Genomic DNA, 25,560 nt, shown 5'->3' on the forward strand with positions numbered 1-25,560 from the left:
GAGGGATCGGCTTTCTGTCATTTTGATTTTACCAGCGGCGAATATCATTGATGGTAATGACGATCATCAGCAGAATGAGGGCTGCAAAACCAACAAGGTTGATCAGCGCCTCACGTTCCGGTTTGATGCGCTTGCCGCCGCGTAGCACTTCGATCAGGATCAGCAGAATGCGCCCGCCGTCCAGTGCCGGGAAAGGCAGACTGTTCATCACAGCCAGACTCAGGCTCAAGCTGGCCGTCCAGGCGAAGATCAGGCCCCATCCCAGACGTGGTACGTTCTGTGCAATCTCGCCGGTTGATTGGGCGATCCCGACCGGTCCGGCAAGTTGATCGAAGCCACGACCGAGGAAGAGCTGTCCCAGATTCTGGAAGATTTGTCCGATCAGGCTAAAGGTATATTGAATGCCTTTAAGCGGTGCCTGCCACAGTGGAACCGTCTCCATCAAGGGTTCTCGGTTGACGATACCGATAGATCCCTGTCCCTTTGGAGGATGCTTGCGCGCCTCAACTGTGATGGTCTGTGTTTGTGAGGAGTTCGCGCGTCGAATGGTCAGTTGAATAGGGACCGTTTCGGGGTTATTGCTGGCTTTCAGCAGGTTCTGCATCTCGGCTGTGGTTTGCGTCATATTCTCGACTGCATGGCCGTTGACCGCAAGAATGGTGTCACCGGGGTGTAACCCTGCTTTTTCGGCTGGCGTGTTGGGCTGTACCTCGCTAATCTTTGTAGAGATATCTTTTGGAATGCCCATGCCGGGACCAAAAGCAATGGTAAACAGCAGGATTGCGAGGATAAAATTCATCACAACGCCTGCAATCAGCGTAATAAAGCGTTTCCCGGCTGATTTTGCCATAAAGCTTTTGGGGTCGACAATGCCATCTTCGGTTTCTTCACCGTTCTCGCCTGTCATGCGCACGAAGCCGCCAATAGGAAGCAGGTTAATCGAATAAATGGTGCGATCATCATCGGCCTCCCCTGGCACAGTGGTATGCTCTTCTCTTTGCCCGAACCAGAGGAATTCCCAGCGGCCACGCGTATTTCTGCGGATACCAACAATACGGGGGGGTAGTCCCAGGCCAAATTCTTCAACCCGAATACCAGACCACTTCGCGGCAAGAAAGTGGCCGAGCTCGTGAATAAACACCAGGAGCCCCAGTACCGGAATAACGGCCAGTATGTACAAAGGATTCATCTATGCACTCCTTCGGTCAACGTCCAATGATTAAAGATAATTATACTGTTTATCACACAAAATTGCATACTATTACGGCTCTTCTTTTTTTATTTACTTTTCTTTATCGGTTGTTTGATATGTTTTGGTTATTGTGCTGCTACTTTCAGGGGATGGATGGCGTGTGAGGGTAAGAGAGAAAGAGACAGGGAGATCTGAGAAATGCTTCTTCGTGGTTTGCGAAAACACTGAAGTGCCACTTCTCTTCACTGCAAATAACCTTTTTAACTGAGTAATGCAGGAAAGGGTATCAGGGTGATTTGGTGTGCAGGTTGCGCAGCTCTCCCTGTATCTCTTAGTATAGCACAGTCAGCACGAGAAAGAAAAAGAGCGCTCTCGCTTGCTAGGACTTTGTGCTATACTGGACGTTGGTCATATCACAAAACCATAAAAACTGATGACGGAGTTTAGTTATGGCTCAAAATGTTCCTATAACTGTTGCCTATGGCGATGGTATCGGTCCTGAGATCATGAATGCCACGCTCGATATTATCAAAGCAGCAGGTGCACGCATAGATATCGAAGAGATTGAAGTGGGCGAGAAGGTGTATCTTCGCGGGATCAGCGCCGGTATTGAGCCGAGCGCGTGGGACTCGTTGGCCCGAACGAAGGTATTTCTGAAGGCCCCGATTACGACTCCGCAGGGTGGTGGCTACAAAAGTCTGAATGTTACCGTGCGTACGGCATTTTCTCTGTACGCGAATGTGCGTCCCTGTGTTGCCTACTATCCTTTCGTTGAGACCAAGCATCCGAATATGGATGTGGTTATTGTGCGTGAGAACGAAGAGGACCTCTATAGCGGGATCGAGTATCAGCAGACACCAACCGTGATGGAGAGCATCAAGCTGATCAGCCGTCCGGGCAGTGAAAAGATTATTCGTTACGCCTTCGAGTATGCTCGCAGCAACAACCGCAAAAAAGTGACCTGCTTCGTGAAAGACAACATTATGAAGCAGTCTGATGGTCTGTTCCATAAGGTGTTTGACGAGATCGCAGCTGAGTATCCAGATATTGAGAATGAAACCTGGATTGTCGATATCGGTGCGGCAAAGCTGGCCGATACCCCCGAAAACTTCGACGTGGTTGTCATGCCCAACCTGTATGGAGACATTCTTTCGGACGTTGCGGCTCAGATTGCCGGTTCTGTTGGTATGGCCGGTGGCGCAAATATCGGTGATGGCTTTGCCATGTTTGAGGCCATTCACGGATCTGCTCCACGGCGTGCAGGTCAGAACCTTGCCAACCCTTCCGGTCTGCTGATGGGTGCTGTGATGATGCTGGTGCATATCGGCCAGCCCGATGTGGCGACAAAGGTGCACAATGCCTGGCTGCGCACGCTGGAAGACGGCATTCATACCTATGATATCTACAAAGAGGGTATCAGCAAGCAGAAGGTCGGGACAAAAGAGTTCGCTGAAGCTGTGATTGCCCGCATCGGTCAGCAGCCCGAGAAGTTGAAGGCCGTCAGCTACAAGGAATCTCCTGCCCGCACTACCACGACCGCTCGTGCGAAGAGTGCCGAACTCCCGACAAAGAAAGAGCTGGTCGGCGTTGATGTCTATCTTGATTGGAACAAGGGAAGCGCTGATGAGCTTGGCGCAGCGGTCCAGAAAGTCAATGGCGATGGACTTGAGCTCAAGGCCATCATGAACCGTGGCGCGAAAGTATGGCCGCATGGTCTGCCCTACACCTTCTGCACCGATCACTGGCGCTGCCGTTTCCAGGCCGTCAATGCCGATGAAGCGGTTACTCCTGCACAGATTGTATCGCTCCTGAAGCGAGTCTATGATGCGGGATTTGACGCGATCAAGACAGAAAATCTCTACAATTTTGATGGGAAAGCAGGATATTCAAAAGTCCCCGGTGATTGACACTCCCCAGACCTGAAGGGCGGGGATTCTTCCTTCATCCAGCCTGCTTGCGCGGCGCCGCACTGCGACGCCGCGTAGCGGCAGGCTGTCCAGAAGCGTTCGACGAGACACCCTCGTCGGTTCCCGTCTGCCCGACGGTACCCTGTAGCGCTTTGTGCAAGATATTTAAGGCGGCATTGTGATCTCGGTCGAGGAGCAGCCCACAGCCAGGACACAGATGCGTACGCATACTCAAGCTCTTCTTGACCCGCTGCCCACAACGAGAACAGTTCTGAGTCGTAAAGGCCGGTTCCACCCCGATCACCGGAACACGATGCAGCGTGCCATAGTATCTCACCCACCAGAGGAAGCGCCCCCACGCCGCGTCAGCGATACTCTTGGCCAGATGACGGTTCTTGACGAGATGGCGGATCTGCAAGGCTTCGTAGGCAATCACGTCGTGAGACGAGACAAGCGCGTTCGCCTGCTTTCTGGCGAAATCCTCGCGCTGCCGTTGTACCTTGAGATACGCTTTGCTGAGGGCTTGACGGGCTTTGCGCCGATTGGCGGAGCGCTTCTGCGTCTTCGAGAGCCGACGATGCAGCCGCTTGAGCCGTCGTTCCGCTTTGCGGAGATACTGAGGAGGAGCCACGGTGTTGCCTTCGGAGTCAGTGAAGAAGGCACGCAGCCCCAGATCAATGCCCACCTGTCTTCCACTGAACTGATGCTCGACCCGGCGGGTAGCTGCCACCGCAAATTGACAATAATAGCCATCGGCCCGCCGGAGCAGTCGTACCCGCTTAATCTGTGAGAGGGGAAAGGTCATGATATCACGAGAGCCGATGAGGCGCAGCCGGCCAATGCCACAGCCATCTGTGAACCGAATGTGTACCCCATCAGGATCCAGCTTCCAGCCCGTCTGCTTGTACTCGACACTGCGACAATCATGCTGGAACTGAGGGTACCCCTTCTTGCCGGGTATCTTGAGACGACAGTGCTCGTAGAAACGGGAGATGGCAGCCCACGCCCGATCAGCGGCAGCTTGCCGGGCCTGTGAGTTGAGGGAGAGCGCAAAGGGAAATTGTTTGGCCAGCACAGCGCAATACCGCTGCAGATCATTCCTGGAGATGCCACGTGCATCCATCCAGAGGCGCAGGCACGTGTTGCGAATGAACTGGGTGGTGCGGATGGCTTCCTCGATGGCGGCGAATTGCGCCTTCGACCCATCGAGCTTGTATTCGGAGATCAGCATCCCTTGCTCCTTGTTCGTCCTCACTATCTTCGTGTATTCTCGCACAACGATTGTATTCTGTCAAGCGAAGGGGAACGTTCTGACTCTGATGGCTTCCTGCGCCATCCATCCCCCTGGCTTCAGCCAGGGGCCTTCTGCCGCTTTTTGGTAAACCCTTGTGAGCATGGTGGTTGACCGCCATGCTCGTTTTTTTGCCTGCGGGATATACATGCAAGTATCCAGGAGGACAGGCGCAATGAAGAAAGCAGTAGAAAGAGCGGGCCTCTAGAAAACGTGCTACTCTATGCCATAGACGAGTTACCTAATACATGGTAAAATGGCTGTTGTGTAACTTGTGAGAGAACGGATATTTGGTGAGGTTCTGGTTGTGGCGCGAGTACCGTCAGTGATCGGGGGCTTTTTACAGCTACAGGTATCTGCTCAAAACTCCTTGCAATGCATCGAGCTAGGATCGCCTGCCTGGTTTGAGTGGTTGGAAGATGAGTGCAATCGTTCGTTCTCCTTCAAAGATGGAACAGTCTCCTATACTGCGAGAAGAGAGCGCCAGCGCAACGGCTGGTACTGGTATGCATACCGCAAACAGTCAGGCAAGCTGCGCAAGGTCTACCTCGGAAAGAGTCCCGAACTTTCTGCTGAACGACTGCTTCAGGTAGCTACTCGCCTGGTTGAATCAAAAGAAGAGCAAGTATCCCCTGTCCCGGACGAGCATCATGAACCGGTAGGCCGTACTATCGAACATGATACCGAGTTCCTGATGGCTCATTTGACGCCTCTTCTGGGACGAGAAAAAGAACTCCAGACCCTTTGTGCGCTGTTACGGCGGCCTTCCGTGCGCTTGCTCACACTTGCCGGAATGGGAGGAATTGGCAAGACGCGTCTGGCGATACAGCTTGTGTCACGCTTGCGGGAAGAATACCCGGATGGCGCATATTTTATCCCACTCTCAACCATTACCGACGGCGTACAAGTGATCCTGGCAATCGCCGATGTGCTCGGATTGCGGGATGTTGGTGCCGAGCCTTTTTTAGAGTACCTCGCTCGTTCGCTGGAAAAAAAGCGCCTGCTCTTGCTCCTCGACAATTTTGAGCAGGTGATTACTGCTGCCCCGCTTCTGGTCGAACTGCTGGCACGTTGCCCTTATCTCAAGGTGGTAGTGACAAGCCGGATGGTTTTGCGAGTGAGGGGCGAATATGAGTTTCTGGTGCAGGCGCTGGCTGTGCCTACTGATGAGCAACTACATGATATCGAGCATGTGCTGACATACGGAGCGGTGGCGCTGTTTGTGCAGCGGGCTCGGGCTGTAAAAGTGGACTTTGCCCTGACTCCTGAAAATCTGCCGGCTGTTGTTGCGATCTGTCGGCGGCTTGAGGGGGTGCCGCTGGCGCTGGAACTGGCAGCGGCGCGCTGTAAGCTCTTATCTCCTCAGGCGCTACTGGCTCGTTTAAGTGGACATCATCGTATTCCGCACGGCACGACAGACGCTATCCTTCCCTATCAACAAACCCTGCACCTGCTTTCTCGCCCTGCGCAGGACTTGCCCGAACGTCAGCAAACCCTTCGCAATACTCTGGATTGGAGTTATAACCTGCTGACAGAGCGAGAACAGCGGCTATTCCGTTTGCTTTCACTGTTCGCGGGTGGTGGCTCCCTGGAAATGATTGAGCAAGTGTATCGCGCTATCGATGCGACGACGTCCATTCTTGACGATATCACCTCACTTGTCGACAAGAGTTTGCTCTATCTGATCGAGCAGGATGACTTTGAGCCCCGCTTCTCGATGCTCGAAATTGTGCGTGAGTACGGATTGGAACGGTTACATGAGACAGGAGAAATAGCCGTTACCCAACGGATGTTCGCTTATTATTGGCTGGATTTTACGTTGAGTGCCGAAGCACATATGACGGATGAGCAATTGCACTGGCTGAACAGGTTAAAGATGGAACATAAGAATATTCGTGCTGCTCTGCTGTGGTTTGCCTCGCAAAAAGATTGGGAGCATGCGCTTCAGATGGCTACGGCGCTCACCTGGTTCTGGTGGGCGAAGGGGTATCTGGGTGAGGGACGTCGGGTGCTGGAATGGCTGCTTTCAAGCTGCGAACAGGTGACGCCTCACACCAGAGCAAAGGCGCTGCTGGCTGCTGGCACACTCAGTGGGTTGCAGGGCGAATACAGGCATGCGGAAACGCTCTGTCTTGAGGCACTGTCTTTTTTTGTATCACATGGAGATCGGCGCGACCATGCCAATGCACTCTGGATGCTCGGGCATATGTCCATTATGAAGAGTGATTACCCGAGAGCGCAAGCCTATCTCCACGAAGCACACGGGCTTTTTGAAGAGCTGCATCACATCTGGGGGGTGGCCTCAACGCTTGAGCGGTTGGCCTCGCTGGAGCGTGACCGGGGCGATTATGGGCGAGCGCGTGAGCTGGCTGAGCAGAGTGTGGCGCTCTTTCAGCAACTCTCGGCTCCCTGGGGGCTGGCGCGGGCGTTCTGGATTCTGGGATTGATTTTGTTCTCGCTTGGTGATTTTGCCTTCGCCTCAGTACAGCTTGAGCACTGTTTGAAGCAGGCTCAACTTGTTGGTGATCGCAATACTCTGATCTTTGCCCAGGCACTTTCTGGCTGTATACAGATGTTTCAGGGTGAGGTACAGGCCGGTGAGGAGCGTGTGCGGATGGGGAAGCAGACGGCGCGAGAGGTCGGAAATAAGCGGGGGATTGTCTGGACTGTGACTATTCTCGGGTTGGGGGCTGTGCTTCAGGGTGACTATCAGCGAGCCCGAGAGCTGTTTGAGGAAAGCCTTTCGGTCCTTGCGCAGCTCAGCTTCGAGTATAAAATCTTTACAGCGCTGGGCTTGCGTGGGCTTGCAATGGTGATCGCGAGCCAGGGCCACGCGCTCTGGGCGGCGCGGCTGGCAGGTGCGGCTGCGTCCATTCAGCAGACGATCGGTGCGCCGGTGACACCTCCAATGGTTGAGGCAGTCATTGAGCGTTTTCTACTCCAGGCGCGGTTGCAGGTTGGCGAAGAGACCTTTTTGCAGGCTTATGCTGAGGGCTGTGCCATGCAACCGGCACAGGCATTGATCGCCAATGATGCTCAGTTGCGCCAACCTGCGGTTAGCACCCCAAAGGAAGCGGTTGCGCACACTGCCCTGACCACGCGCGAGATCGAAGTTCTGCGCCTGCTTGCGCTCGGGCTCACCAGTCCCCAGATTGCCGAGAAACTGGTGATCTCGGTACTGACTGTAAATACCCATGTACGCTCTATTTACAGTAAGCTCGGAGTGTCTTCACGGAGTGCAGCAACGCGCTATGCAATAGAGCACAAGCTGTTTAAGCTATCCTGATATCTCGACAAAGAAAAGCTCTTCTCCTCACTTCTACGGAGCCTCTCTCTCGATTGTCTTTTTGCTCGTGAGCGAAATTACCTTATTCTGGGGACGTAAAAGTTTCTGCTATCAGGTATATTTCTTGCATGTGCTAGAAACGCAGCAGTGGAAAAGCAAACAGGAATGTAAATGGCTGATTGCATAGAAAGAAGACACGGTGCATATCGAAATACCGAGTGTCTGACTGTCGTCGGGCGGATGTTGCAGGTGGGCGACTTCGTGCCAGATTGTACCCTGGAATATCTGGATCTCATTGATATGGTGGTACGCCAGACGCGCCTGACCGACTCACAAGGGATGATTCGACTGCTCTCGATTGTCAATTCGCTTGAACGTCAGCCCTGTCATGATGAGACGTTGCATTGGGAAAAATTGCGAGACAAGCTGCCGGCAGGAGCATGTATTTTTACTGTCAGCATGGATTTGCCTTACTCACAGGCCCGCTGGCAGGCTATGCATGGCGTGATTCATCAGACGCTCTCTGCCTGGAGAAATGAACAATTCGGCCATGCGTTCGGTGTGTGGCTGAAAGAATGGCGACTCCTACAGCGGGCTGTTCTGGTGATCGACCAGGAAAATCGTGTTGTCTACACCGAATATATTCGCGATCAGATGAAGGAACCTGATTATCAAGCGGCACTGGATGCAGTTCTCGGTGTTGTTTTTGCGAAGAGCGAATCGTTTGGTAGTGTAAAGGATATATAGATGCAAGAGACAACATCTCCGCAATCTGTTTCCCGCGTCTCTAAGCTTGCAGCAAACTGCAAGAAGGAGCTTGAAGATGCAGACTATCGATGCGCCAGAGGCAACCAGCTGGCGACCGTAGCCCTGTTGCGACTGGCGACCCATGAGCAGGATGAGCAGGCGTGGGGGGCACTTGAGCAGTGCTTCAAGCCGCTAATGCGTGCATGGCTGAGGCGGCATCCCCATGTGCAAGGAGCCTTGAATGTGCGCGATGAGGAGGAGACTATCATCACTGCTTTTGCCGAGTTTCGGCGCGTGACGCTTGAACGGCGTCTGGTGTTTTCGTCTCTGGAAGCTATTTCGCGCTGTCTGGGGGCCTGTTTGAATGCTGTGATCGGGGCGTTGGCACGATCGCGGCCCGTGGCTGAAGTGTATCTGCCCGAACAGCTCTATCAACGCCTGGCGGAACGAGAACGGCGGATCGCCTATCTGCTCTTTCACTGTGGCTTGAAGCCAGCAGACATTATGCAGGCGTGTTCATCAGAGTTCCCCGATGTGAATGAGATCTACAGGCTTGGCGCTGCGGTCATGCGACAATTTCATACCATCACCCATACATCCTAGAAATAAGCAACGAGGATCACAGCGCCGTGGTCCTCTTTCAATGCCTCGGTTCGACAGTGCTCCTCAGAACAGGTTATAATGTGCGCAAACGTACGCAGGGATTCCTGCTGTGTGTGGAAAACGGACGGGCGGCTTCTGGTCCCGTTCGGGTGCAGATTGTTGAAATATAGTGTGATATTGCGGTGATGGAGTTTTGCGACAATGCCTACCTCTGCTAACAGGGTTCGTTCGTTTGCGACGACGATTTTCACGGAGATAAACAATCTGGCTGAACAGCATCAGGCGTTAAACCTGGGTCAGGGGAAGCCTGACTTTGATACGCCCCCGGATATTGTTCAGCATGTGGTGCAGGCGCTCGAAAGTGGACACTTGAATCAATATGCGCCTGGTTTCGGTACGCCCGCTCTCTGTCAGGCAGTTGCTGACCATGCGGCCCGCTTCTATCAAATGGATATTGACCCCCGCCGAGGTGTGGTGGTCACGTCGGGAGCGACTGAAGGCTTGTTGGCCTCGATTCTTGGTCTGGTCGATCCCGGCGATGAAGTGATTGTGATCGAGCCTTTTTATGATTCGTATGTGCCAGATATTATCATGGCGAATGCCGTGCCGGTCTACGTCCCGTTGCATCCACCAACCTGGACCATTGATCCCGACGAACTCCGGGCGGCCTTTAACAAGAAGACTAGAGCCCTGCTGCTCAATACGCCGCATAACCCGAGCGGACGTGTATTGACATATGAGGAACTCTCGTTGATCGCACAGCTCTGTATCGAGCATGATGTGCTGGTCATTGCCGATGAGGTCTATGAGCACCTGACTTTCGACAACAAGAAGCATATTCCTATTGCCAGCCTGCCCGGTATGTTTGAGCGGACCGTTACCGTGAGCAGCGCCGGAAAGCTTTTTAGCGCTACTGGCTGGAAAATCGGGTGGGTTTATGGGCACCCGGATCTGATAACCGGCGTCTGGCGGGCACACCAGTTTATCACCTTCTCAGTCCATCATCCGACACAGGAAGCTATCGCCTACGCGTTGAATCTGCCCGATACATACTATCAGGGACTCCAGACAATGTATACAGCCAAGCGCGATCTGCTGTTGTCCTCATTGACTGCCTGTGGCTTAAAGTGTGCTGTTCCCGAGGGAACCTATTTTGTCATGGCGGACTATCGCGATGTATTTGAGGGAACGCCAGTCGAGTTTACGCGCTATCTGATCGAACAGGTCGGCGTGGCCTGTATACCTCCCGAGAGCTTCTATAGCGCTGAACATGCCTCCATCGCGCAGGGATTGGTACGCTTTGCCTTCTGTAAAACTGATCCAGTGCTTGAGGCGGTAAAGGAGCGACTGAGTAAGCTAAACGGGTGATGGCAGCGCGGATCAGGGGGATGAGGATAGCTCATCCCCGGCAGTGGGTTGCATCGATTGCCCGCCCTAAATACCGCGACCGCGCACCGGTAACACGATGCCGTTGACGCCATCTCCGGCCGATGAGACCAGAAAAAGCGCGGCTTCAACAATCTGCTCCCTTGAGACCCAACGGTTGCGGAACTCTTCTTCTGAGGGGGCTAACTCGTCCAGATTGGATTGAGTAGCAACAAGTCCCGGACCGAGTGCATTTACCAGAATGTTGTGCGGCTTGCCCTCTCTGGCAAGGGTGGCAGTGAGCGCATCAACGCCCGCTTTTGCACAGTTGTAGGCAAGGATGTTGGGGCCTGAGGCCAGTGCGTCGCCCGCCCGGCTAAAATTGAGTATTTTGCCTCCGCCCTGCTGTTTCATCAGCGGCCAGACGGCGCGGCTGCACAGGAACGTGGTGCGCAGGTTGTTGTTCAGTTCTTGCTCCCAGTCTCCAAGCGTGAGCTCTTCAAAGGGTCCATAGGTGGTCAGGCCGCCCGCGAGATTCACCAGAATATCGACTCGACCATAGGCCTCAAGCGTGCGCTGGATCAATGTCTGTGCGCCTGCTTCTGTTGTCAGGTCGGCTGCTACTCCGAGAACAGTTGCGCCGGATACCTGCAATTCGTGGGCGCGTGCGGCAACGCGTTCAGCGCTGCGCGAACTGATCGTCAGACGTGCACCTTCTCGGGCAAAAGTGGAGGCGAGGGCAAAGCCGACCTGCCCCGATTGGCTGACCCCGGTAATAATAGCTACTTTTCCTGCCAGTTGCATAGGCTGCTTCCTTTCTGCTTAGCGTGAGAAGGCGTAGCGCAAGAAAAGGTGGCTCTCGCTGCGTTTGAGCGAAACAAGTGTGCCCCAGAGAGGTGCATCTGGCGCGAAGTGGTGTCCGCTGACCAGTCCGGGGCGACCGTCTCCGTCTTCACGTCCGGCAATCTGAGGTGCCAGTGTGAGGAAGAGTTCGTCCAGACAGCGAGCAACAAGAAAATCATTCAGAAGATGTGCACCGCCTTCTATCAAGAACAGTGTACCGGGCTGATGAAGCCGAACAGCAGAGATCATCTCATGTGGATCGAGAGGGCCGCGTTCCTTGAGAGCGGCGATGCTGACCGTGTGGGGAAAAGAGTGTTTGCGCAGGCGCTGTTCCCCTTCCTGAGTGGTCAGGAACAGCACCGGTATTTTCCCCTCGTGCAGAACCGGGGCAGTTGGATCAATATCGCCGTGAGCCGTAATGAACACATTCAGCGGATAGCGGGGCTTCTGCAAGCGCTCGCGGAGCTGAGCGAAGCTGTCCGCATACTCAGGACAGGATTCCTCAGCTGCCAACCCTGTCAGGTTCTCCGCACGGAGTGTGCCCGCTCCAAGAATAACCGCGTCAGCCAGCGAGCGCAGGACGCCCATTAGCAGACGATCTTGCGCGTTAAAGCCGCTGATGTCGCCCCCTCCCATGTGCCCGGGTGCGTTGAGCGAGACGACGCCATCCAGGGTTGTCACAAAATTGGCAATCAGGGCAGGAGAGTGATTCGAGGCAGGCAGCGTGAAGCTCCCGACCAGCGAATCAAGAGGAGGGGGAAATGATACGGCTGCTCCTTGCGTGACATCAAACAGCGTTTCAAATGGTGTGAAGTGCTTCATGATCGAATCTGACAGGCAGAGAAGAACTCGGAGCGGAGTTCTGGATTGGCTTCATATTCGCCGCGCCAGCTTGTGGTACGAGTCAGTGCCGATGTTTCTCGTACGCCACGCATTGCCATGCAGAGGTGATTTGCTTCCAGATAGACAGCGACACCATGTGGCTGTAGGATCGTTTCAAGCGTGCTGGCAATTTGCTGTGTCAGACGTTCCTGAACTGAGAAGCGCTTGGCGAAGACGCGTACCAGGCGAGTCAGCTTGGAAAGTCCGATAATATGTTGATTGGCGATATAGCCAACGTACGCATGACCGAAGAAGGGAAACGCGTGGTGTTCACAGAGCGAGAAGAAGGGAATTGGTCCCTCTATCACCTGGCTGCGGCGGCCATCAACACCATCAGGATACTCCGCATCAAAGACTTTAATCAGCTTGGGATCACCATCATAACCCTCAGTTGCGTCAAACATCGCCTTGAGGAAGCGCTGTGGTGTCTCGCGAGTGCTTGGGGTATTGACGTCCATCCCCATAGCGGCAAAAATCTCTGCAATATACCCCTCGAATTTCTGCATGTCTTCAACAGAGATATGACGATGCTTGAGATGGATGGCTTCTTGAAAGTCCAGATCGTCAAGATCTATATTCAGTGTCATTGTTTTCCTCTCCTGGCCGAAGATTCCCCCCTCTCTGGTCGCGACAATCTCCACTTTCTGGTATCGGCCTGATTGACAATATCTGAGTTTAATTCAGTGTATGAAAAATGAGGGGCATTGTCAAGAAAGTCAAGTAGTTCTTTGACTTTCTTGAGACCTGTACAATAAGAAGGACGATACCCTTGCTCACCTGTACTCGGTTAGAACGAGATGAAGCAAGCACCCGAATAGTGGCACGTTTTGGAATGAAAACTCGTGTCAACGATGAATAATGCGATAAAAGGATTGCTTGCTCGACTTGGAAAGGAGTAGAAAGGTATGGGCGATGTAGCGTCTATTGAGTCTTTCCTTATCTTTGTCGGGATGGTGGTTCTGGTTGCGGTGCTGTTTACAGTTGGTCAGTGGCAGTGGTTCCGCTGGCAGCGTGTACGTGATGTACGGCGTACAACGAGGCACGCAAAGCGGAGTGCCCGCCCGATGAATATGATTGAGCCACAGTTCGTTGATCCCTATACAGTGAGCGATCCGTTTCAGTACAGGTATCGTCGGCTCGATGACGATTCGTTTTATAGCGATGATACCGTTCCGGTTCCAATTCCTTCGCAATATTCTCGTTATTGCAGATATGAATGAAAGCAAATCAACTGCTTGTAGAGATGGTTCCTCTCTTGATCTTCCTTCGTTGCACTATCAGGAAATAGGCGCTTCTTTGTGATAAAGAAGGAAGCGAGAAATTTCCTGATAGTGTTCTCTGTACAAGCCCTGCCTTGAAATGGTAGAATGCTTGTAAGGAGCATATCCCCGGGAGACAAGGCGGCCTCCCTGAATGTTCCCCGTACCCAGAAGCCTCTACTCTGTTGTTTGTTTTGAAGTCAGGAATAGCAGGGATTGTTCTTTTGGGAATGTGGTATAGCCAACCGCATGTGCGTATCTTCACGCGGTTGGGTTTCTACGATGAATGAAGTATTGGTGTATGCCGATACACTTTCTGCAATTGAGAGGAACTAGTATGGCTCGTATTAAATTCGCGTACATTGGTGGTGGAAGTACACGCGCTGCTGGAACAATGGCGTCCTTCATGGAGCAGGGGGAGAACTTCAATGGTTCTGAAGTTGTGCTGATCGATCTCAATGAAGACACGCTTAAGGTTGTGCAGAAGATCAGCGAGAAACTTGCTCGCGCGAAGGGTCTGGATATAAAGGTCTCAATTACAACGGATCGCCGTGAGGGCTTGAAGGATTGTGATGCGGTGCTGACCAGCTATCGCCCTGGTGGCTTCGAGGCGCGTTATCTGGATGAGAGTATCCCGCTGAAACACGGTATTATTGGGCAGGAGACCCAGGGCCCGGGCGGTTTCTTTATGGCGCTGCGCTCTCTGCATATCATGAAGGGGATTATTCAGGATATGGAGGAGGTCTGTCCGAACGCCCGCCTCTTCAACTATACAAACCCCATTAACCTGATCTCACAGGCGGTGACAAAGCATAGCAGTATTCCAACTATCTCTTTCTGTGAGGGCCCGATTGTGACTAACGCGGGCTATGCCAGTTGGGCTGGATTGGACCCCGAGAAACTCGATGCAGTCTCCATCGGCCTGAATCATGGCTCCTGGACGGTTCGTCACCTGTATGAGGGACAGGACTTTATCCCCATGCTGGCCGAAGCATATGAGCGCAAGCGCCAGAACGGGGAGCTGGAACAAACATCACCCTGGATGCGGCGTCTGGTAGAACTGGCAATTCAGGCCGAGTCGCTGCCGAGCCATTATTTCCAGTATTACTACTTTACCAACGAGATCTATCAGGAATTGCTGAACAAGCCAACGACACGCGCACAGGATATTATGGCCTCCGTGCCTGATTACTGGGCTCACTATCGTGAGGAGGCGGAGAAAGAGGTTCCGCACCTTGACCCGGCTCGTTCTCGTGGCGGTATCCATGAACTGGAGCTGGCACTTGACGTGATGGATGCAATCTACAACGATCGTAAGGAAGTCTGGTATGTCAATGTGCCGAACAATGGCGCAATCAAAGAACTCCCCGATGATCTGGTTGTTGAGCTTGTAGGCTTTGTTGATAAGAACGGCGTACAGCCATTGCAACAGGGAGCTCTGCCGCGTCATTTGAGTGGTCTGGTGAAAGAGCTTGGTGAATACCAGTATCTCACGGCTGAGGCTGCATGGGCCGGTACCCGTAAGGATGCGATCAAGGCGCTTGCCAGTAACCCGCTGGTTCGCTCCTTCGCGAAGGCTGAGGCTCTGTATGACGAAATGGCTGCTGCGCACAAAGCTTACTTGCCCGAGCGTTTATTGCACTAAACCTTTGGAGGGGTTGAGGCATGAAGTGCGTACTGGCAGTTGATGGCGGCAATACCAAGACCATTGCACTGGTTGCTGCCCTTGACGGTACAATTCTTGGCTATGGCCGTGGAGGTTGTGGCGACATCTATAACAGCGGTGGCGACATCAAGGAGTCGTTGGCGAACATTGACTATGCGGTGACAACAGCGCTGCGGATGGCTCAAGCAGAGCCAGCAGATCTGGTAAGTGGTGTCTTTAATATGGCAGGCGCTGACTGGCCCGAAGATTTCGCTGTCTTGCAGGCCGCGATGAGTGAGCGCCTGTACGGACGCGAGATCCTGATCCAGAACGACGCCCTGGGTATTCTACACGCAGGAACCACCGGTAATGTCGGGGTATCTGTGGTTTGTGGAACTGGTGCGGCGACGGGGGCTCGCGGTCCTGATGGGCGTGTCTGGCATAGCAGTTTCTGGCAGATTCAGGCTGAGGGAAGCGTTCAGTTGAGTCGTAAGGCGCTGGAACGGGTCTTCCTGGCCGAACTCGGGCTGGAAATCCCTACCAGCCTGACTGCTCGAGTGCTGGACACATTTGCCGTTTCCTCCATCGAAGAACTGCTGCGTCAGATGACCAGTCGGGATTTTCGAGGCAAGCGGCCACGTAGTGAGAGCCTGACACCGGTGCTGCTGGATGAGGCTGAAGCCGGGGATGAGCTGGCCTATCGGCTGGTGCGGGATCACGGCTATGCGCTTGGTGATATCGCGAATGTCGCTGCTCGAAAGGTGGGCATTGAGGGAACTGCATTCCCGCTGGTGCTGGGCGGTGGCGTGTTTCGCCATCCTTCGTCTCTGTTAGAACGTGCCATCGTAGAGCGAGTACGCACTGTTTCTCCAGAGGCATGCCCGGTGCGAGCACGCTATGAGCCGGTTATAGGGGTGCTCTTCTCGGCTCTGGAGCTGGCCGGGATTGCCCTTGATCAGGAGCTTATTGCGCGGCTGGAACCGACAATTCCAGATCATTCCCTGTTCGATACCGTGAACGGGCGCTTATAGAGCCATAGAAAAGCAACAGAGAGTGCAACACTAATCTTGCGCTCTCTGTTTTTCTTTGCCTCATTTCAGAGTGATTTGTCCGATCAGGACACAGTGGTCACTCCCCCGCGAGGAACAGTCTGTTTTCAGGCTGAGAGGCTGGATATTCGGGCTGGCAAACATATAATCGATGCGGAGCAAGGCCCAGAAGCGGTTGAGTTGTCGAAGCCCCCAGGAATGCCCGCTTCCGTTGCCTACCAGTCGATGCATATCTTGCAGCCCGTTCGAGAGATCTTTGTATGCCACCTCACGGTCTGTCGTATTCATATCACCGAGCAGCAGCACATGCTCTCCCTGTTTCAGGTGTGACTGGATAAATTTTTGTAGCTCCTGAATCTGGCTATCCCGGCGCTTTGGGCAGAAGGTACAACCGTAGACAGTATTGACGGCAGAAATCGGGTGGGCATTCACCACGAAGAGCGTGCGCCCCTGGCCGAGATCGAGTCGTGCCCAGAGAATGCGGGGAATGTCCCAGATAGCTCGCGAGCCGTCGGGGGCCTCAACTTCTCCGTAGTCGAGGATCGGATATGTGCTCAGCAGAACTTCACCCGGAGGCACTCCCTGATCAGGCCGATAGAGGTGGTAGGGATAGCGTGTGAGCACATCGTCTGCCATATCGATGCCCCGCCAATCTGCTTCTTGAAGCGCAACAATTTGCGGCTGTTCTGTATTGAGCACGTGGCGAAGTGACCCACTACGCGCGTTATTACCAAGAAAATTCCAGGTCAGAACGGTAATAGGCTTCTCACCTGCTGCTCCGGCCCCGAAAGCGAGGTGAGGGCTATAGAGCAGTCCAAAGACCAGTATGGCGAGCAGAAACACGATGCGCAAAAAGGCGGTTTGTCTGAAAAAGAGAAAAGGGAAAAGAAGTAGAAAGGGAATAAACAGGTAAGGCGCAAAGATAGAGAAAAGGGCAAGTACTCCATCTCGTTGCTGTAAGATAGATTGTAAAAGCAAGAGAAGGATCAGGAGACCAAAGTACACATACGTTGCGATTGTAAATGCTTTAAAGCGATGTTTTTGAAGAAGGGTTGTGAATAGAGTCATAGAAGAGACATCCTTTTAGGGATAGAGCTTTTTTCTGTCTCGCAGTGATTCTCCATCTGGTAACGTATGTTATTCCTCACGGTTTGTCAAGATGGTTCCGCATAATATCCATCTCTCCTGCTCTGTCTGTTTACCCTTGTCTGCTCGCCATCCAACAGGACTGCTCAGGCCTTAATTGCCTGAGTGCCCGTCAGTCAATTTCAGGAAGATTTTCTCAAGATCCTGCTCTGCCTGATATACTTCATCAGGGATAAGTCCTTGCTGACTCAAGAACAGGTAAAGATCACGGCCACGCCCGTTAGGGGCCTGGGTGACGATCTCCCCCTTTTCGTTGTTGTAGGCTCCCTGACCCCATGACTGCGCGCGGATTGAGGCGAGCGCCTGCGGCATTGGGTCGATCTTGACGATGAACTCCCCATGTCCGCGGGTCAGTTTCTCAACTGCGGTCTCAGTAATCAGTTTGCCAAAGCTGATGATCGCGACATGGCTACAGATTTGCTGTACTTCTGAGAGCAGGTGACTGGACATCAGAATCGTTTTGCCCTCTGAGGCGAGCCGATGCAGGAAATCGCGCATTTCGACGATACCAGCAGGGTCAAGGCCGTTGGTTGGCTCGTCCAGAATCAACAGGGCAGGATCATTCAGCAGGGCGATAGCAATGCCCAGGCGTTGCCGCATACCAAGCGAATAGGTTTTGACTTTGTCTTTCTGCCGGTCGGCAAGGCCGACAAGTTCAAGGATCTCATCAATGCGTCGAGCAGGGACGCCTCCCAATGCCTTTGCAAAGACCTGAAGGTTGTCGCGAGCAGACATATAGCGGTATAATGCGGGCGTCTCAATCAAAGCTCCTACGCGGGGTAGTACTTTCGACCTATTTTCTCGAGCATCCTGTCCAAGAATTTCAACTCCGCCCGAAGTAGGTGTAATAAGGCCTAAAATCATACGAATGGTGGTCGTTTTGCCCGCACCGTTTGGGCCCAAAAAGCCGTAAATCTCGCCTCTTCTAATATCAAGATTGAGCTTGTCAACGACGACGCGTTGCTTGTACTGTTTATAAAGGTCTTTGGTGCGCAGAACAACGTCAGAAGAGCGCATAGACGGGGATGCAGAGGTCGCAATGACCGTTGATTGGTGATATTGTTGCATCATGTTGTAACAGAATCCTTTCTTTTCTCTAAGGATTATTTCAGAGTGATCTCAGGGTCGTGGGGTAGAATAACTTCTGTCCCTTTGATCTCGCTTTTTGCGTTTCTTTGGCGCTAATGTGCCCCTGCAAATAGGATAGGGGAGCGGTGTCGCAGAGGTATCACATATTTGTCTCAAAATTGTCTCAACGGGAGTTGAGTGGGAGCAGGATTATTCTGACATCTTGTCAGCTCATATGAGAATTTGATAAAACAATTAGGAGTCGATTATTCTATATGTGACTATAAAATGATAGATAGTAACACTGTATTTGTGACCAAGCAGCCTGTTCTATCGTTTTCGTTGTTGGTATCATTGCTTCATACACTCTTTGTTGCTCTGTATCTTTCAGGGGGTTACAGCCCTCTTCTTTTGTTGCTCTTGAAACGAGGCTGGAGCCTGCTAGCAAGACTTTTATCCTATTTGCTGTTCATTCCGAGCAGTTTTCTTTTTGTCTGAAAGTATATAAATTGGTGGATAGGAATATTTCGATATACTGGAATAGTCGCTACTGTGCTATGTGTTGTAATGTTGTGTATCTAAATGCTTTGTTTCCGTATAATGGATAGCGTTAATAACGTAATTTCTCTAGTAAGTAATGCTGATGTTCATGCCTATACTAATGGACGACTTGACAAAAGCTTAAATCACTGGTAAAGTATCCTTAGAGGAGAAGATGCAGTTATGTAACGTGCCGTCTGGCGTACTGAATAATGTCTGTACGATTCTTCGACGGTGGCTCTTTTTCCTTTACGCTTAGTATAAGTACCTGCCCTTCCTTCTATCTTGGAAAGGTTTCAGGTGCAGAACATTCTAAGCATGAGGAAATGTGGATGAGTGTGGATAGTAGCCATTTTTCCTCTATCTGGTACTCATTCTGACTATGCTCCTTTACAAGTTTCTTACAATGTTATACAATGCATACACAATGTTTTCTTGTGTATGTTTTCTGGCAATTTTTACCGCGCATGCTTGTCGCAACAGCGATAGCAGTGGTGCATGTGCGGGATACAAACCTTAAAGGAAGTGAGTAGATAACAATGAGTGAGCTTTTAACTGTTTCAGAAGTGGCCCGCATTCTTCGTGTTGACGATACTACCGTTCGCCGTTGGGTGAAGCAGGGAGCCCTTGAGGCCGTCGTTCTGCCTCATGTGAATGCACGTCAGGCATATCGCATTAAGCGTGAGACCCTGAACAAGGTGCTCGGTTCCAGCACCTCCACCACGGCAACCGCCTGAGTTGCAGGAAGAGGGCGCTAACGGGAACTCTCCCGGGCGCATGTGGGCATTGGCTACGGGGAGAGTAGCCGGATGTCTGACTCTTTAAGCTCGTAATTTGTGAGCGTCTTGTACGCTCATCGCCTATACAACTTTTTCGCTGTTTCTTGCAACGAGGTCTGGGTGGTCGAAGAGGGGCTCTCTCTAGAGGCATCCCCTCTCGCCTGTTTTCTATCCGGGTATGGGAGTGATAGGTCTAAATGTGCAAATATGGTAACACTTCGCGAGCAAAGCGTTCGATTTGGACTTTACGCTCCGGCCAGCGAGGGGCCATAAATTGCAGGGCCAGATGTGCTACCCCGATATCCCGGTACATACGGAGCATTTCGACCAGTTGTTCTGGACTTCCGCGTAAGACCTCCGGATCCTGGGGGACCGCCTGAGACGTTACTTCTATCGGGCGACAGCAAGCAAAACAAATATGGGCAGGATCGCGACCAGCCTCGGCGCTCAAGTGCTGTACAGTTGCGAATCCTGCCTGTAGCTTTTCTGGCGTAATTCTGACAAAATAGGGAAACCAGGCATCCCCAAAGCGGGCGGCTCTGCGCTGTGCGTGGATCCCTTCCCCGCCAACCCACAACGGCACCCCTTGCATCGGTTTGGGGAAAAATGCAATATCCCGCACCTGATAGTAGCTCCCCTCAAAGTTGATATGCTCCTTCGTCCAGAGTTGCCGCACAAGCTCTAGCTGTTCATCGGTCATCCTGCCTCGCTCGTTGAAAGGAACACCGAGTGCCGCGAACTCCTCGCGCATCCAGCCAACTCCTACCCCCATAATCAGCCTGCCATGTGAGAGACAATCGATAGAGGCGGCCACACGCGCCCAGTAGAGCGGGTGACGATAGGGAAGCACCAGGACACTGATCCCCAGGCGAATATGGTGCGTATGTCCGGCCAGAAATGCCAGGCAGGTCAGCGAGTCCAGAAATGGTTTATCTGGTGGAACGATAAAATGCCGATTCTCGCTGTATGGATAGGCGGTGGTGATCTCCCAGGGCGTGACAACCCTATCTGCCGACCAGATCGCGGCAAACCCCAGGGCTTCGGCGCTCTGTGCTGCTTCAATCAGTGTTTCTGGTCCGGTTGCGCGTCCCGAAATTGGAAGAAAAACGCCAAGTTCCATGTCTCCAGACTCCTTTCTTGTGACAGGTCTGCAAGGGGCTTTCTATCTATGTTTTACTACTGAGAGAACTCTTTTCTGTCTGGTTTCTTGCCTTTTTGCCGCTTGCCTGTAGTAAAGTCTTTCTGTTGAGAAAGCGCCATTCTCTTTTCTTTCTGTCTTGAAATATAGCATTCTAACGGGAGTTGGCAGGCATAAAAACAGGGTTATGCAAAGAGACTCGGAAAAACGTTTTCTATCGCCCCTAAAAGGCCAAAAATGGTTGTGTTTGTTCGGCTTCGGTACTGCTACACCCCTTTCCTCTTTTTCTGGCAATTTGAGGCTCTACGGGCCATTCTGAGAGGGAACCCCTGAAACGGTGAATATTGACCGGATAGGGAAACGGAGATCCGATCGTTCTGAACGTCCTCTATCTCTCATTCGCGGCGCCTCTCCTTCGGGAGTGGCATTGTTGCACTTCTGTTTCTAGCATAGCATAGAAATGCTGTTCTCTTCAGATGGGGTGATAGAAAAAGAAAAAGCCGCGTTATCGAGAAAATGGATAACGCGGCTTGAGGTTGTGAGGGTCAGGATTGAGCGAGCAGGTTGTTCAGCCGATTGACAAAGCCGACCGGGTCTTCCAGTGGCTCGCCACTGCTGAGCTGTGATTGCTCAAAGAGCACATGCGCCCAATCTTGAAAACGCTGTTCATCTGTTTCTTGCTTGATCTTCTGAATAATGGCATGTTGCGGGTTAATTTCCAGAATCTGCTTGTCCTGAGGAAGCCGTTGCCCGTTGGCCTCAAGCAGGCGTTTCAGGCTTGGATCAATGCCATACTGATCAACGACAAGACAGGCCGGGGAACTCGTCAGGCGGTTCGTGGTGCGTACATCTTTGACTTTATCGCCCAGAACTGTCTTGAGCCGCTCAATCAGGTCTTTCGCTTCGGAGGCGGTCTTCTGCTGCTCTTCCTTCTCTTTTTCGTCAGTAAACTTGCTCAGATCAATCTCGCCTTTTGAGACTGATTGGAGCTGTTTACCGTCAAATTCGCGCAACTCGGTCTCAATAAAGTGATCGATCGGATCGGTGAATAGCAGGACCTCGATACCCTTCTGTTTGAAGATTTCCAGCAGCGGGCTGCTCTTGGCCGCGGTGTAGCTCTCGGCGATCAGATAGTAGATCTTGTCCTGCCCCTCTTTCATGCGTTTCACGTAGGTTTCGAGTGAGACATCCTGCTTGTCGCTCTCAGAGAAGGTGCTGGAGAAGCGCAGGAGTTTGGCCAGCGTATCGCGATTGCTATGATCCTCAATGATACCCTCTTTGAGCACGCGTCCGAACTCTCGCCAGAAGGTCTCGTACTTCTCCGGCTCTTTGGTTGCCATATCGTTCAGCAGGCCCAGGATCTTCTTGGTGGCATTAGAGCGCATCAAATCGATCAGGCGGTTCTGCTGCAAGATCTCACGCGAAACGTTCAAAGGTAGATCGTTTGAGTCGATGACACCACGTATAAAGCGCAGGTAGCGGGGCATCAGCTTTTCAGCGTCGTCCATAATGAAGACGCGGCGTACATAGAGCTTGACGCCATGATGATGTTCGCGGGTCCAAAGATCGAACGGAGCCTGCCCGGGAACATAGAGCAGCATTGTGTATTCCTGTGTGCCCTCCATCTTGCTATGCAGATAGGTGAGAGGGTCACTGAAATCGTGTGAGATATGTTTGTAGAACTCTTTGTATTCCTGATCACTGATCTCGCTTTTTGAGCGGGTCCAGAGCGCAGACGCCTTGTTGACGACCTCTTCTTCGCCCTGTTTCTCTTTGTCCTCAACGGGCATATAGATCGGGAGCTGAATATGATCGGAATACTTGCGAATAATGGAGCGAAGCCTGTAACCATCGAGGAACTCGCTCTCGTCCTCGCGCAGATGTAACGTGACCTCAGTACCACGGGTCGGTTTCTCGACGGTTTCGAGGCTATATTCGCCTTTTCCATCTGACTCCCAGCGCACGCCTTCGCTGGCAGGTGTACCGGCTCGCCGGGTGGTCAGGGTGACTTTGTCTGCCACAACAAAGGAGGAATAGAAGCCTACGCCGAACTGGCCGATCAGATTTGCATCCTTCTGTTTATCGCCGGTGAGCGACTTGAAGAACTCTTTTGTGCCAGAGCGGGCGATGGTGCCAATGTGTTCGATTACCTCATTGCGGCTCATGCCGATACCGTTATCACAGATAGTGATCGTGCGGGCCTCTTTATCATACGAGACGCGGATCTTGAAATCGGCATCCCGCTCATAGAGCGAGGGATCAGAAAGCGCATCAAAACGCAACCGGTCGATTGCATCCGAGGCATTTGAAATGAGCTCGCGCAAAAAGATCTCTTTATGGCTGTAGAGAGAGTGGATCATCAGATCCAGCAGTTGCTTGACCTCAGCCTGAAAGCCAAGCGTTTCCTTTTGAGCCTCTACCGTCATGTACAATACCTCCACCGTAGCTTTGAGAGCTGTATTTTTCGATGTCTTTATGTAGGGTCAGGGTGAACTGTGGAATGAACAATGTGACCCCTACAGATGCACAGGGCATCTGCGCGGGGCCACGTGCGTCTGATCCGACGGTTTCTGAACCGGTAGCTAGTATGTCAAAGGTTCTGGGTTTAGTATTCGGGCATGCCTGCGGCAGCCGCGGGCTTCTCTTTTTCTGGAATATCAGTAACCAGCGCCTCGGTGGTCAGGATCATCGCGGCGATGCTGGTTGCGTTCTGTAGAGCAGAGCGAGTCACCTTGGCCGGGTCGATGATACCAGCTTCGACCATATCCACATAGGTATCATGGAGGACATTATAGCCGAAGCGCTCATTGGAGTGCTCGCGCTGGTAACGATGGACACCTTCAACAATGACCGAGCCGTCTTTACCGCCATTCACAGCAAGCTGACGCAGAGGCTCTTCAAGGGCGCGACGCAGAATGTTCACGCCGGTTGCAGCATCACCCTCAAGCTGTAACGTATCCAGCGCCCGAATTGCGTTCAACAGGGCGACTCCGCCTCCGGGGACCAGACCTTCTTCAACAGCAGCGCGGGTCGCGGACAGGGCATCCTCAACGCGCGTCTTGCGGTATTTCAGCTCAACCTCGGAGCCTGCGCCAACCTTGATAATGGCAACACCACCGGCCAGCTTTGCCAGACGCTCCTGTAGCTTCTCGCGGTCATAGTCGCTGGTGGTCGCCTCGATCTGGGCCTTGATCTGGCGCACGCGGGCCTGAATGTCTTCTGTCTTGCCGTGGCCCTCGACAATGGTCGTCTCCTCTTTGTGGGCAACGACGCGGCGAGCCTGCCCGAGATCGTTGATGGTGGCGCTGTCGAGGCGGCGGCCCATGTCCTCGCTGATGACGGTTCCGCCAGTCAACACTGCGATATCCTGAAGCATGTCCTTGCGGCGATCACCGAAGCCGGGCGCCTTGACGGCCAGCACGTTGAGAATACCGCGCAGTTTGTTGACAACCAGGGTTGCCAGAGCTTCACCGTCGACATCTTCCGCAATGATGACGATATCGCGTCTGCCACTCTGCGTCAGTTGTTCCAGCAGGGGCAGGATATCCTGAATGGCGCTGATTTTCTTGTCGGTAATCAGGATGGCGGGATTCTCAATCACGGCCTCCATCTTCTCCGTGTTGGTGACGAAGTAGGGAGAGATGTAGCCACGATCAATCTGCATGCCTTCTACGTACTCGGTCTCGAAGTGGGTACTGCGAGACTCTTCGACAGTAATCACGCCATCTTTGCCGACTTTATCCATGACCTCGGCGATCAGCTCACCGATTTGCTCATCAGCGGCGGAGATAGAGGCGATCTGCGCGATCTCTTTCTTGCTCTCGACAGGGATCGCCATCTTATGAATGTACTCTACAACGGCTTCGGTGCCCCTGTCGATACCATATTTGAGCTGCATGGGGTTGGCACCGGCTGCCAGATTCTTCAGACCCTCGGTGACGATAGCCTGCGCCAGTACGGTTGCGGTGGTGGTGCCGTCTCCGGCGACATCGTTGGTACGGGTGGCAGCTTCTTTGAGCAACTGGGCACCCATGTTCTCAAACGGCTCTTCAAGCTGAATCTCTTTTGCGACAGTGACACCATCATGCGTAACGGAGGGAGCGCCGAATTTCTTATCCAGAGCAACATTACGGCCTTTCGGGCCAAGCGTCACCTTAACTGCTTCGGCCAGGATGTCGATGCCCTTTTTCAGTGATCGACGGGCTTCATCGTTGAAGACGAGTTGCTTCGCCATAAATAGTTATTCCTCCTGAACACGACGTTCTAAACAGAGCATTGCGCTTGTCAGTATGACGACGTGCTAAACACAAACAACTTCTACCTTATCCCAGAACTGCCAGGATATCGCTCTCCCTCATTACAAGGTACTCTTCGTTCTCGATCTTGACTTCTGTTCCACTATATTTCGCGAACAGTACCTGATCCCCTTCCTTGACTTCCATCGTAACGCGAGTCCCATTCTCCAGCAGTTTCCCGCTGCCCACTGCAACGACTGTACCCTGCTGGGGTTTCTCTTTCGCGGTATCAGGAAGAACGATACCACTGCGGGTGACTTCTTCTTTGGCCGCAGGTTTCACTAAGACGCGATCACCTACAGGACGAATAGTAGGCATGAATTCCTCCTTTTGCTTCAATCGATGTTGAAGCGTGCCTCAATTTTCTTCTCTATCTTCATTGTAAAGGAGAAGGTGAGGAGGCAACCGGTTTAGTTATGGATCTGGTGAATACTTTCAGCGTTCCTGATCGACAGACGGCATCACTTCGAGGATGCCTGCTGTTCCGCAATACTATATAGCATATGGAATATTAGAAAGCCGTAA

The 25,560-nt window shown here is 52.6% G+C and carries 20 protein-coding genes; 9 read left to right on the forward strand and 11 right to left on the reverse strand.

The genetic code is table 11. The features are described from left to right. Positions 1-28: 28 nt before the first annotated feature. Positions 29-1,189, reverse strand: a complete 1,161-nt coding sequence (locus tag KTH_RS27715; RefSeq protein ID WP_111324641.1) for a M50 family metallopeptidase — start codon at positions 1,187-1,189, stop codon at positions 29-31. A gap of 452 nt (positions 1,190-1,641) precedes the next feature. Between KTH_RS27715 and KTH_RS27720 the strand changes: the two genes are divergently transcribed. Continuing rightward, positions 1,642-3,099 (forward strand): NADP-dependent isocitrate dehydrogenase, encoded by a 1,458-nt coding sequence (locus tag KTH_RS27720; RefSeq protein ID WP_111324642.1) that lies wholly within the window; start codon positions 1,642-1,644, stop codon positions 3,097-3,099. 34 nt (positions 3,100-3,133) lie between these two features. On the opposite strand, the gene KTH_RS27725 is transcribed toward KTH_RS27720, so the two are convergent. Further along, on the reverse strand, positions 3,134-4,330 hold the full coding sequence (locus KTH_RS27725; RefSeq protein ID WP_137686196.1) for an RNA-guided endonuclease InsQ/TnpB family protein: 1,197 nt from the start codon (positions 4,328-4,330) through the stop codon (positions 3,134-3,136). 334 nt (positions 4,331-4,664) lie between these two features. Between KTH_RS27725 and KTH_RS27730 the strand changes: the two genes are divergently transcribed. The 4 genes from KTH_RS27730 (at position 4,665) to KTH_RS27745 (ending at position 10,394) form a co-directional block, all read left to right on the forward strand. Continuing rightward, positions 4,665-7,676 carry a LuxR C-terminal-related transcriptional regulator gene (locus KTH_RS27730; protein ID WP_111320159.1) on the forward strand — a complete coding sequence of 1,004 codons (3,012 nt, stop codon included), beginning with the start codon at positions 4,665-4,667 and terminating at the stop codon, positions 7,674-7,676. A gap of 171 nt (positions 7,677-7,847) precedes the next feature. After that, on the forward strand, positions 7,848-8,423 hold the full coding sequence (locus tag KTH_RS27735) for a redoxin domain-containing protein (RefSeq protein WP_111320161.1): 576 nt from the start codon (positions 7,848-7,850) through the stop codon (positions 8,421-8,423). Next, on the forward strand, positions 8,424-9,026 hold the full coding sequence (locus tag KTH_RS27740) for a hypothetical protein (protein WP_111320163.1): 603 nt from the start codon (positions 8,424-8,426) through the stop codon (positions 9,024-9,026). Positions 9,027-9,227: 201 nt separating this feature from the next. Continuing rightward, complete coding sequence (locus tag KTH_RS27745; protein ID WP_111320165.1) at positions 9,228-10,394, forward strand: aminotransferase class I/II-fold pyridoxal phosphate-dependent enzyme; 1,167 nt, start codon at positions 9,228-9,230, stop codon at positions 10,392-10,394. Between the two features lie 66 nt (positions 10,395-10,460). On the opposite strand, the gene KTH_RS27750 is transcribed toward KTH_RS27745, so the two are convergent. The 3 genes from KTH_RS27750 to folE are packed head-to-tail and all read right to left on the reverse strand — an operon-like array spanning position 10,461 to position 12,703. Then, complete coding sequence (locus tag KTH_RS27750; protein WP_111320167.1) at positions 10,461-11,195, reverse strand: SDR family NAD(P)-dependent oxidoreductase; 735 nt, start codon at positions 11,193-11,195, stop codon at positions 10,461-10,463. Positions 11,196-11,213: 18 nt separating this feature from the next. Then, positions 11,214-12,056 carry a RibD family protein gene (locus tag KTH_RS27755; RefSeq protein ID WP_111320169.1) on the reverse strand — a complete coding sequence of 281 codons (843 nt, stop codon included), beginning with the start codon at positions 12,054-12,056 and terminating at the stop codon, positions 11,214-11,216. Next, complete coding sequence (gene folE / locus KTH_RS27760; RefSeq protein ID WP_111320171.1) at positions 12,053-12,703, reverse strand: GTP cyclohydrolase I; 651 nt, start codon at positions 12,701-12,703, stop codon at positions 12,053-12,055. Before folE ends, KTH_RS27755 begins: the two co-directional genes overlap by 4 nt. Before the next feature lie 318 nt (positions 12,704-13,021). Between folE and KTH_RS27765 the strand changes: the two genes are divergently transcribed. From KTH_RS27765 to KTH_RS27775, 3 genes are all read left to right on the forward strand, one after another. Continuing rightward, entirely contained in the window at positions 13,022-13,336 is a 315-nt protein-coding gene (locus KTH_RS27765) for a hypothetical protein (RefSeq protein ID WP_111320173.1), read from the forward strand. Positions 13,337-13,712: 376 nt separating this feature from the next. Continuing rightward, complete coding sequence (locus tag KTH_RS27770; RefSeq protein WP_111320175.1) at positions 13,713-15,020, forward strand: family 4 glycosyl hydrolase; 1,308 nt, start codon at positions 13,713-13,715, stop codon at positions 15,018-15,020. A gap of 20 nt (positions 15,021-15,040) precedes the next feature. Next, positions 15,041-16,051 (forward strand): N-acetylglucosamine kinase, encoded by a 1,011-nt coding sequence (locus KTH_RS27775; protein ID WP_111320177.1) that lies wholly within the window; start codon positions 15,041-15,043, stop codon positions 16,049-16,051. Positions 16,052-16,111: 60 nt separating this feature from the next. On the opposite strand, the gene KTH_RS27780 is transcribed toward KTH_RS27775, so the two are convergent. Together KTH_RS27780 and KTH_RS27785 are read right to left on the reverse strand one after the other, a co-directional pair. After that, positions 16,112-17,137 carry an endonuclease/exonuclease/phosphatase family protein gene (locus KTH_RS27780; protein WP_111320179.1) on the reverse strand — a complete coding sequence of 342 codons (1,026 nt, stop codon included), beginning with the start codon at positions 17,135-17,137 and terminating at the stop codon, positions 16,112-16,114. Between the two features lie 171 nt (positions 17,138-17,308). Then, positions 17,309-18,286, reverse strand: coding sequence for an ABC transporter ATP-binding protein (locus tag KTH_RS27785; protein ID WP_111320181.1), 978 nt, complete (start codon positions 18,284-18,286; stop codon positions 17,309-17,311). 1,076 nt (positions 18,287-19,362) lie between these two features. On the opposite strand from KTH_RS27785, the gene KTH_RS27790 reads away from it, so the two are divergent. Further along, the gene (locus tag KTH_RS27790) at positions 19,363-19,560 is read left to right on the forward strand and encodes a helix-turn-helix domain-containing protein (protein WP_111320183.1); all 198 of its coding nucleotides are present in this window, start codon (positions 19,363-19,365) and stop codon (positions 19,558-19,560) included. 235 nt (positions 19,561-19,795) lie between these two features. Here the strand turns inward: KTH_RS27790 and KTH_RS27795 are convergent, their stop codons facing one another. The 4 genes from KTH_RS27795 to groES form a co-directional block, all read right to left on the reverse strand. Then, positions 19,796-20,722 (reverse strand): LLM class F420-dependent oxidoreductase, encoded by a 927-nt coding sequence (locus KTH_RS27795; protein WP_111320185.1) that lies wholly within the window; start codon positions 20,720-20,722, stop codon positions 19,796-19,798. A 563-nt stretch (positions 20,723-21,285) separates the two neighbouring features. Continuing rightward, positions 21,286-23,166 (reverse strand): molecular chaperone HtpG, encoded by a 1,881-nt coding sequence (htpG, locus tag KTH_RS27800; RefSeq protein ID WP_111320187.1) that lies wholly within the window; start codon positions 23,164-23,166, stop codon positions 21,286-21,288. A 179-nt stretch (positions 23,167-23,345) separates the two neighbouring features. Continuing rightward, entirely contained in the window at positions 23,346-24,974 is a 1,629-nt protein-coding gene (groL, locus tag KTH_RS27805) for a chaperonin GroEL (RefSeq protein ID WP_111320189.1), read from the reverse strand. An 88-nt stretch (positions 24,975-25,062) separates the two neighbouring features. Beyond that, positions 25,063-25,353 (reverse strand): co-chaperone GroES, encoded by a 291-nt coding sequence (groES, locus tag KTH_RS27810; protein WP_111320191.1) that lies wholly within the window; start codon positions 25,351-25,353, stop codon positions 25,063-25,065. Positions 25,354-25,560 lie beyond the last annotated feature (207 nt).

It is taken from the genome of Thermosporothrix sp. COM3, from assembly GCF_059696735.1.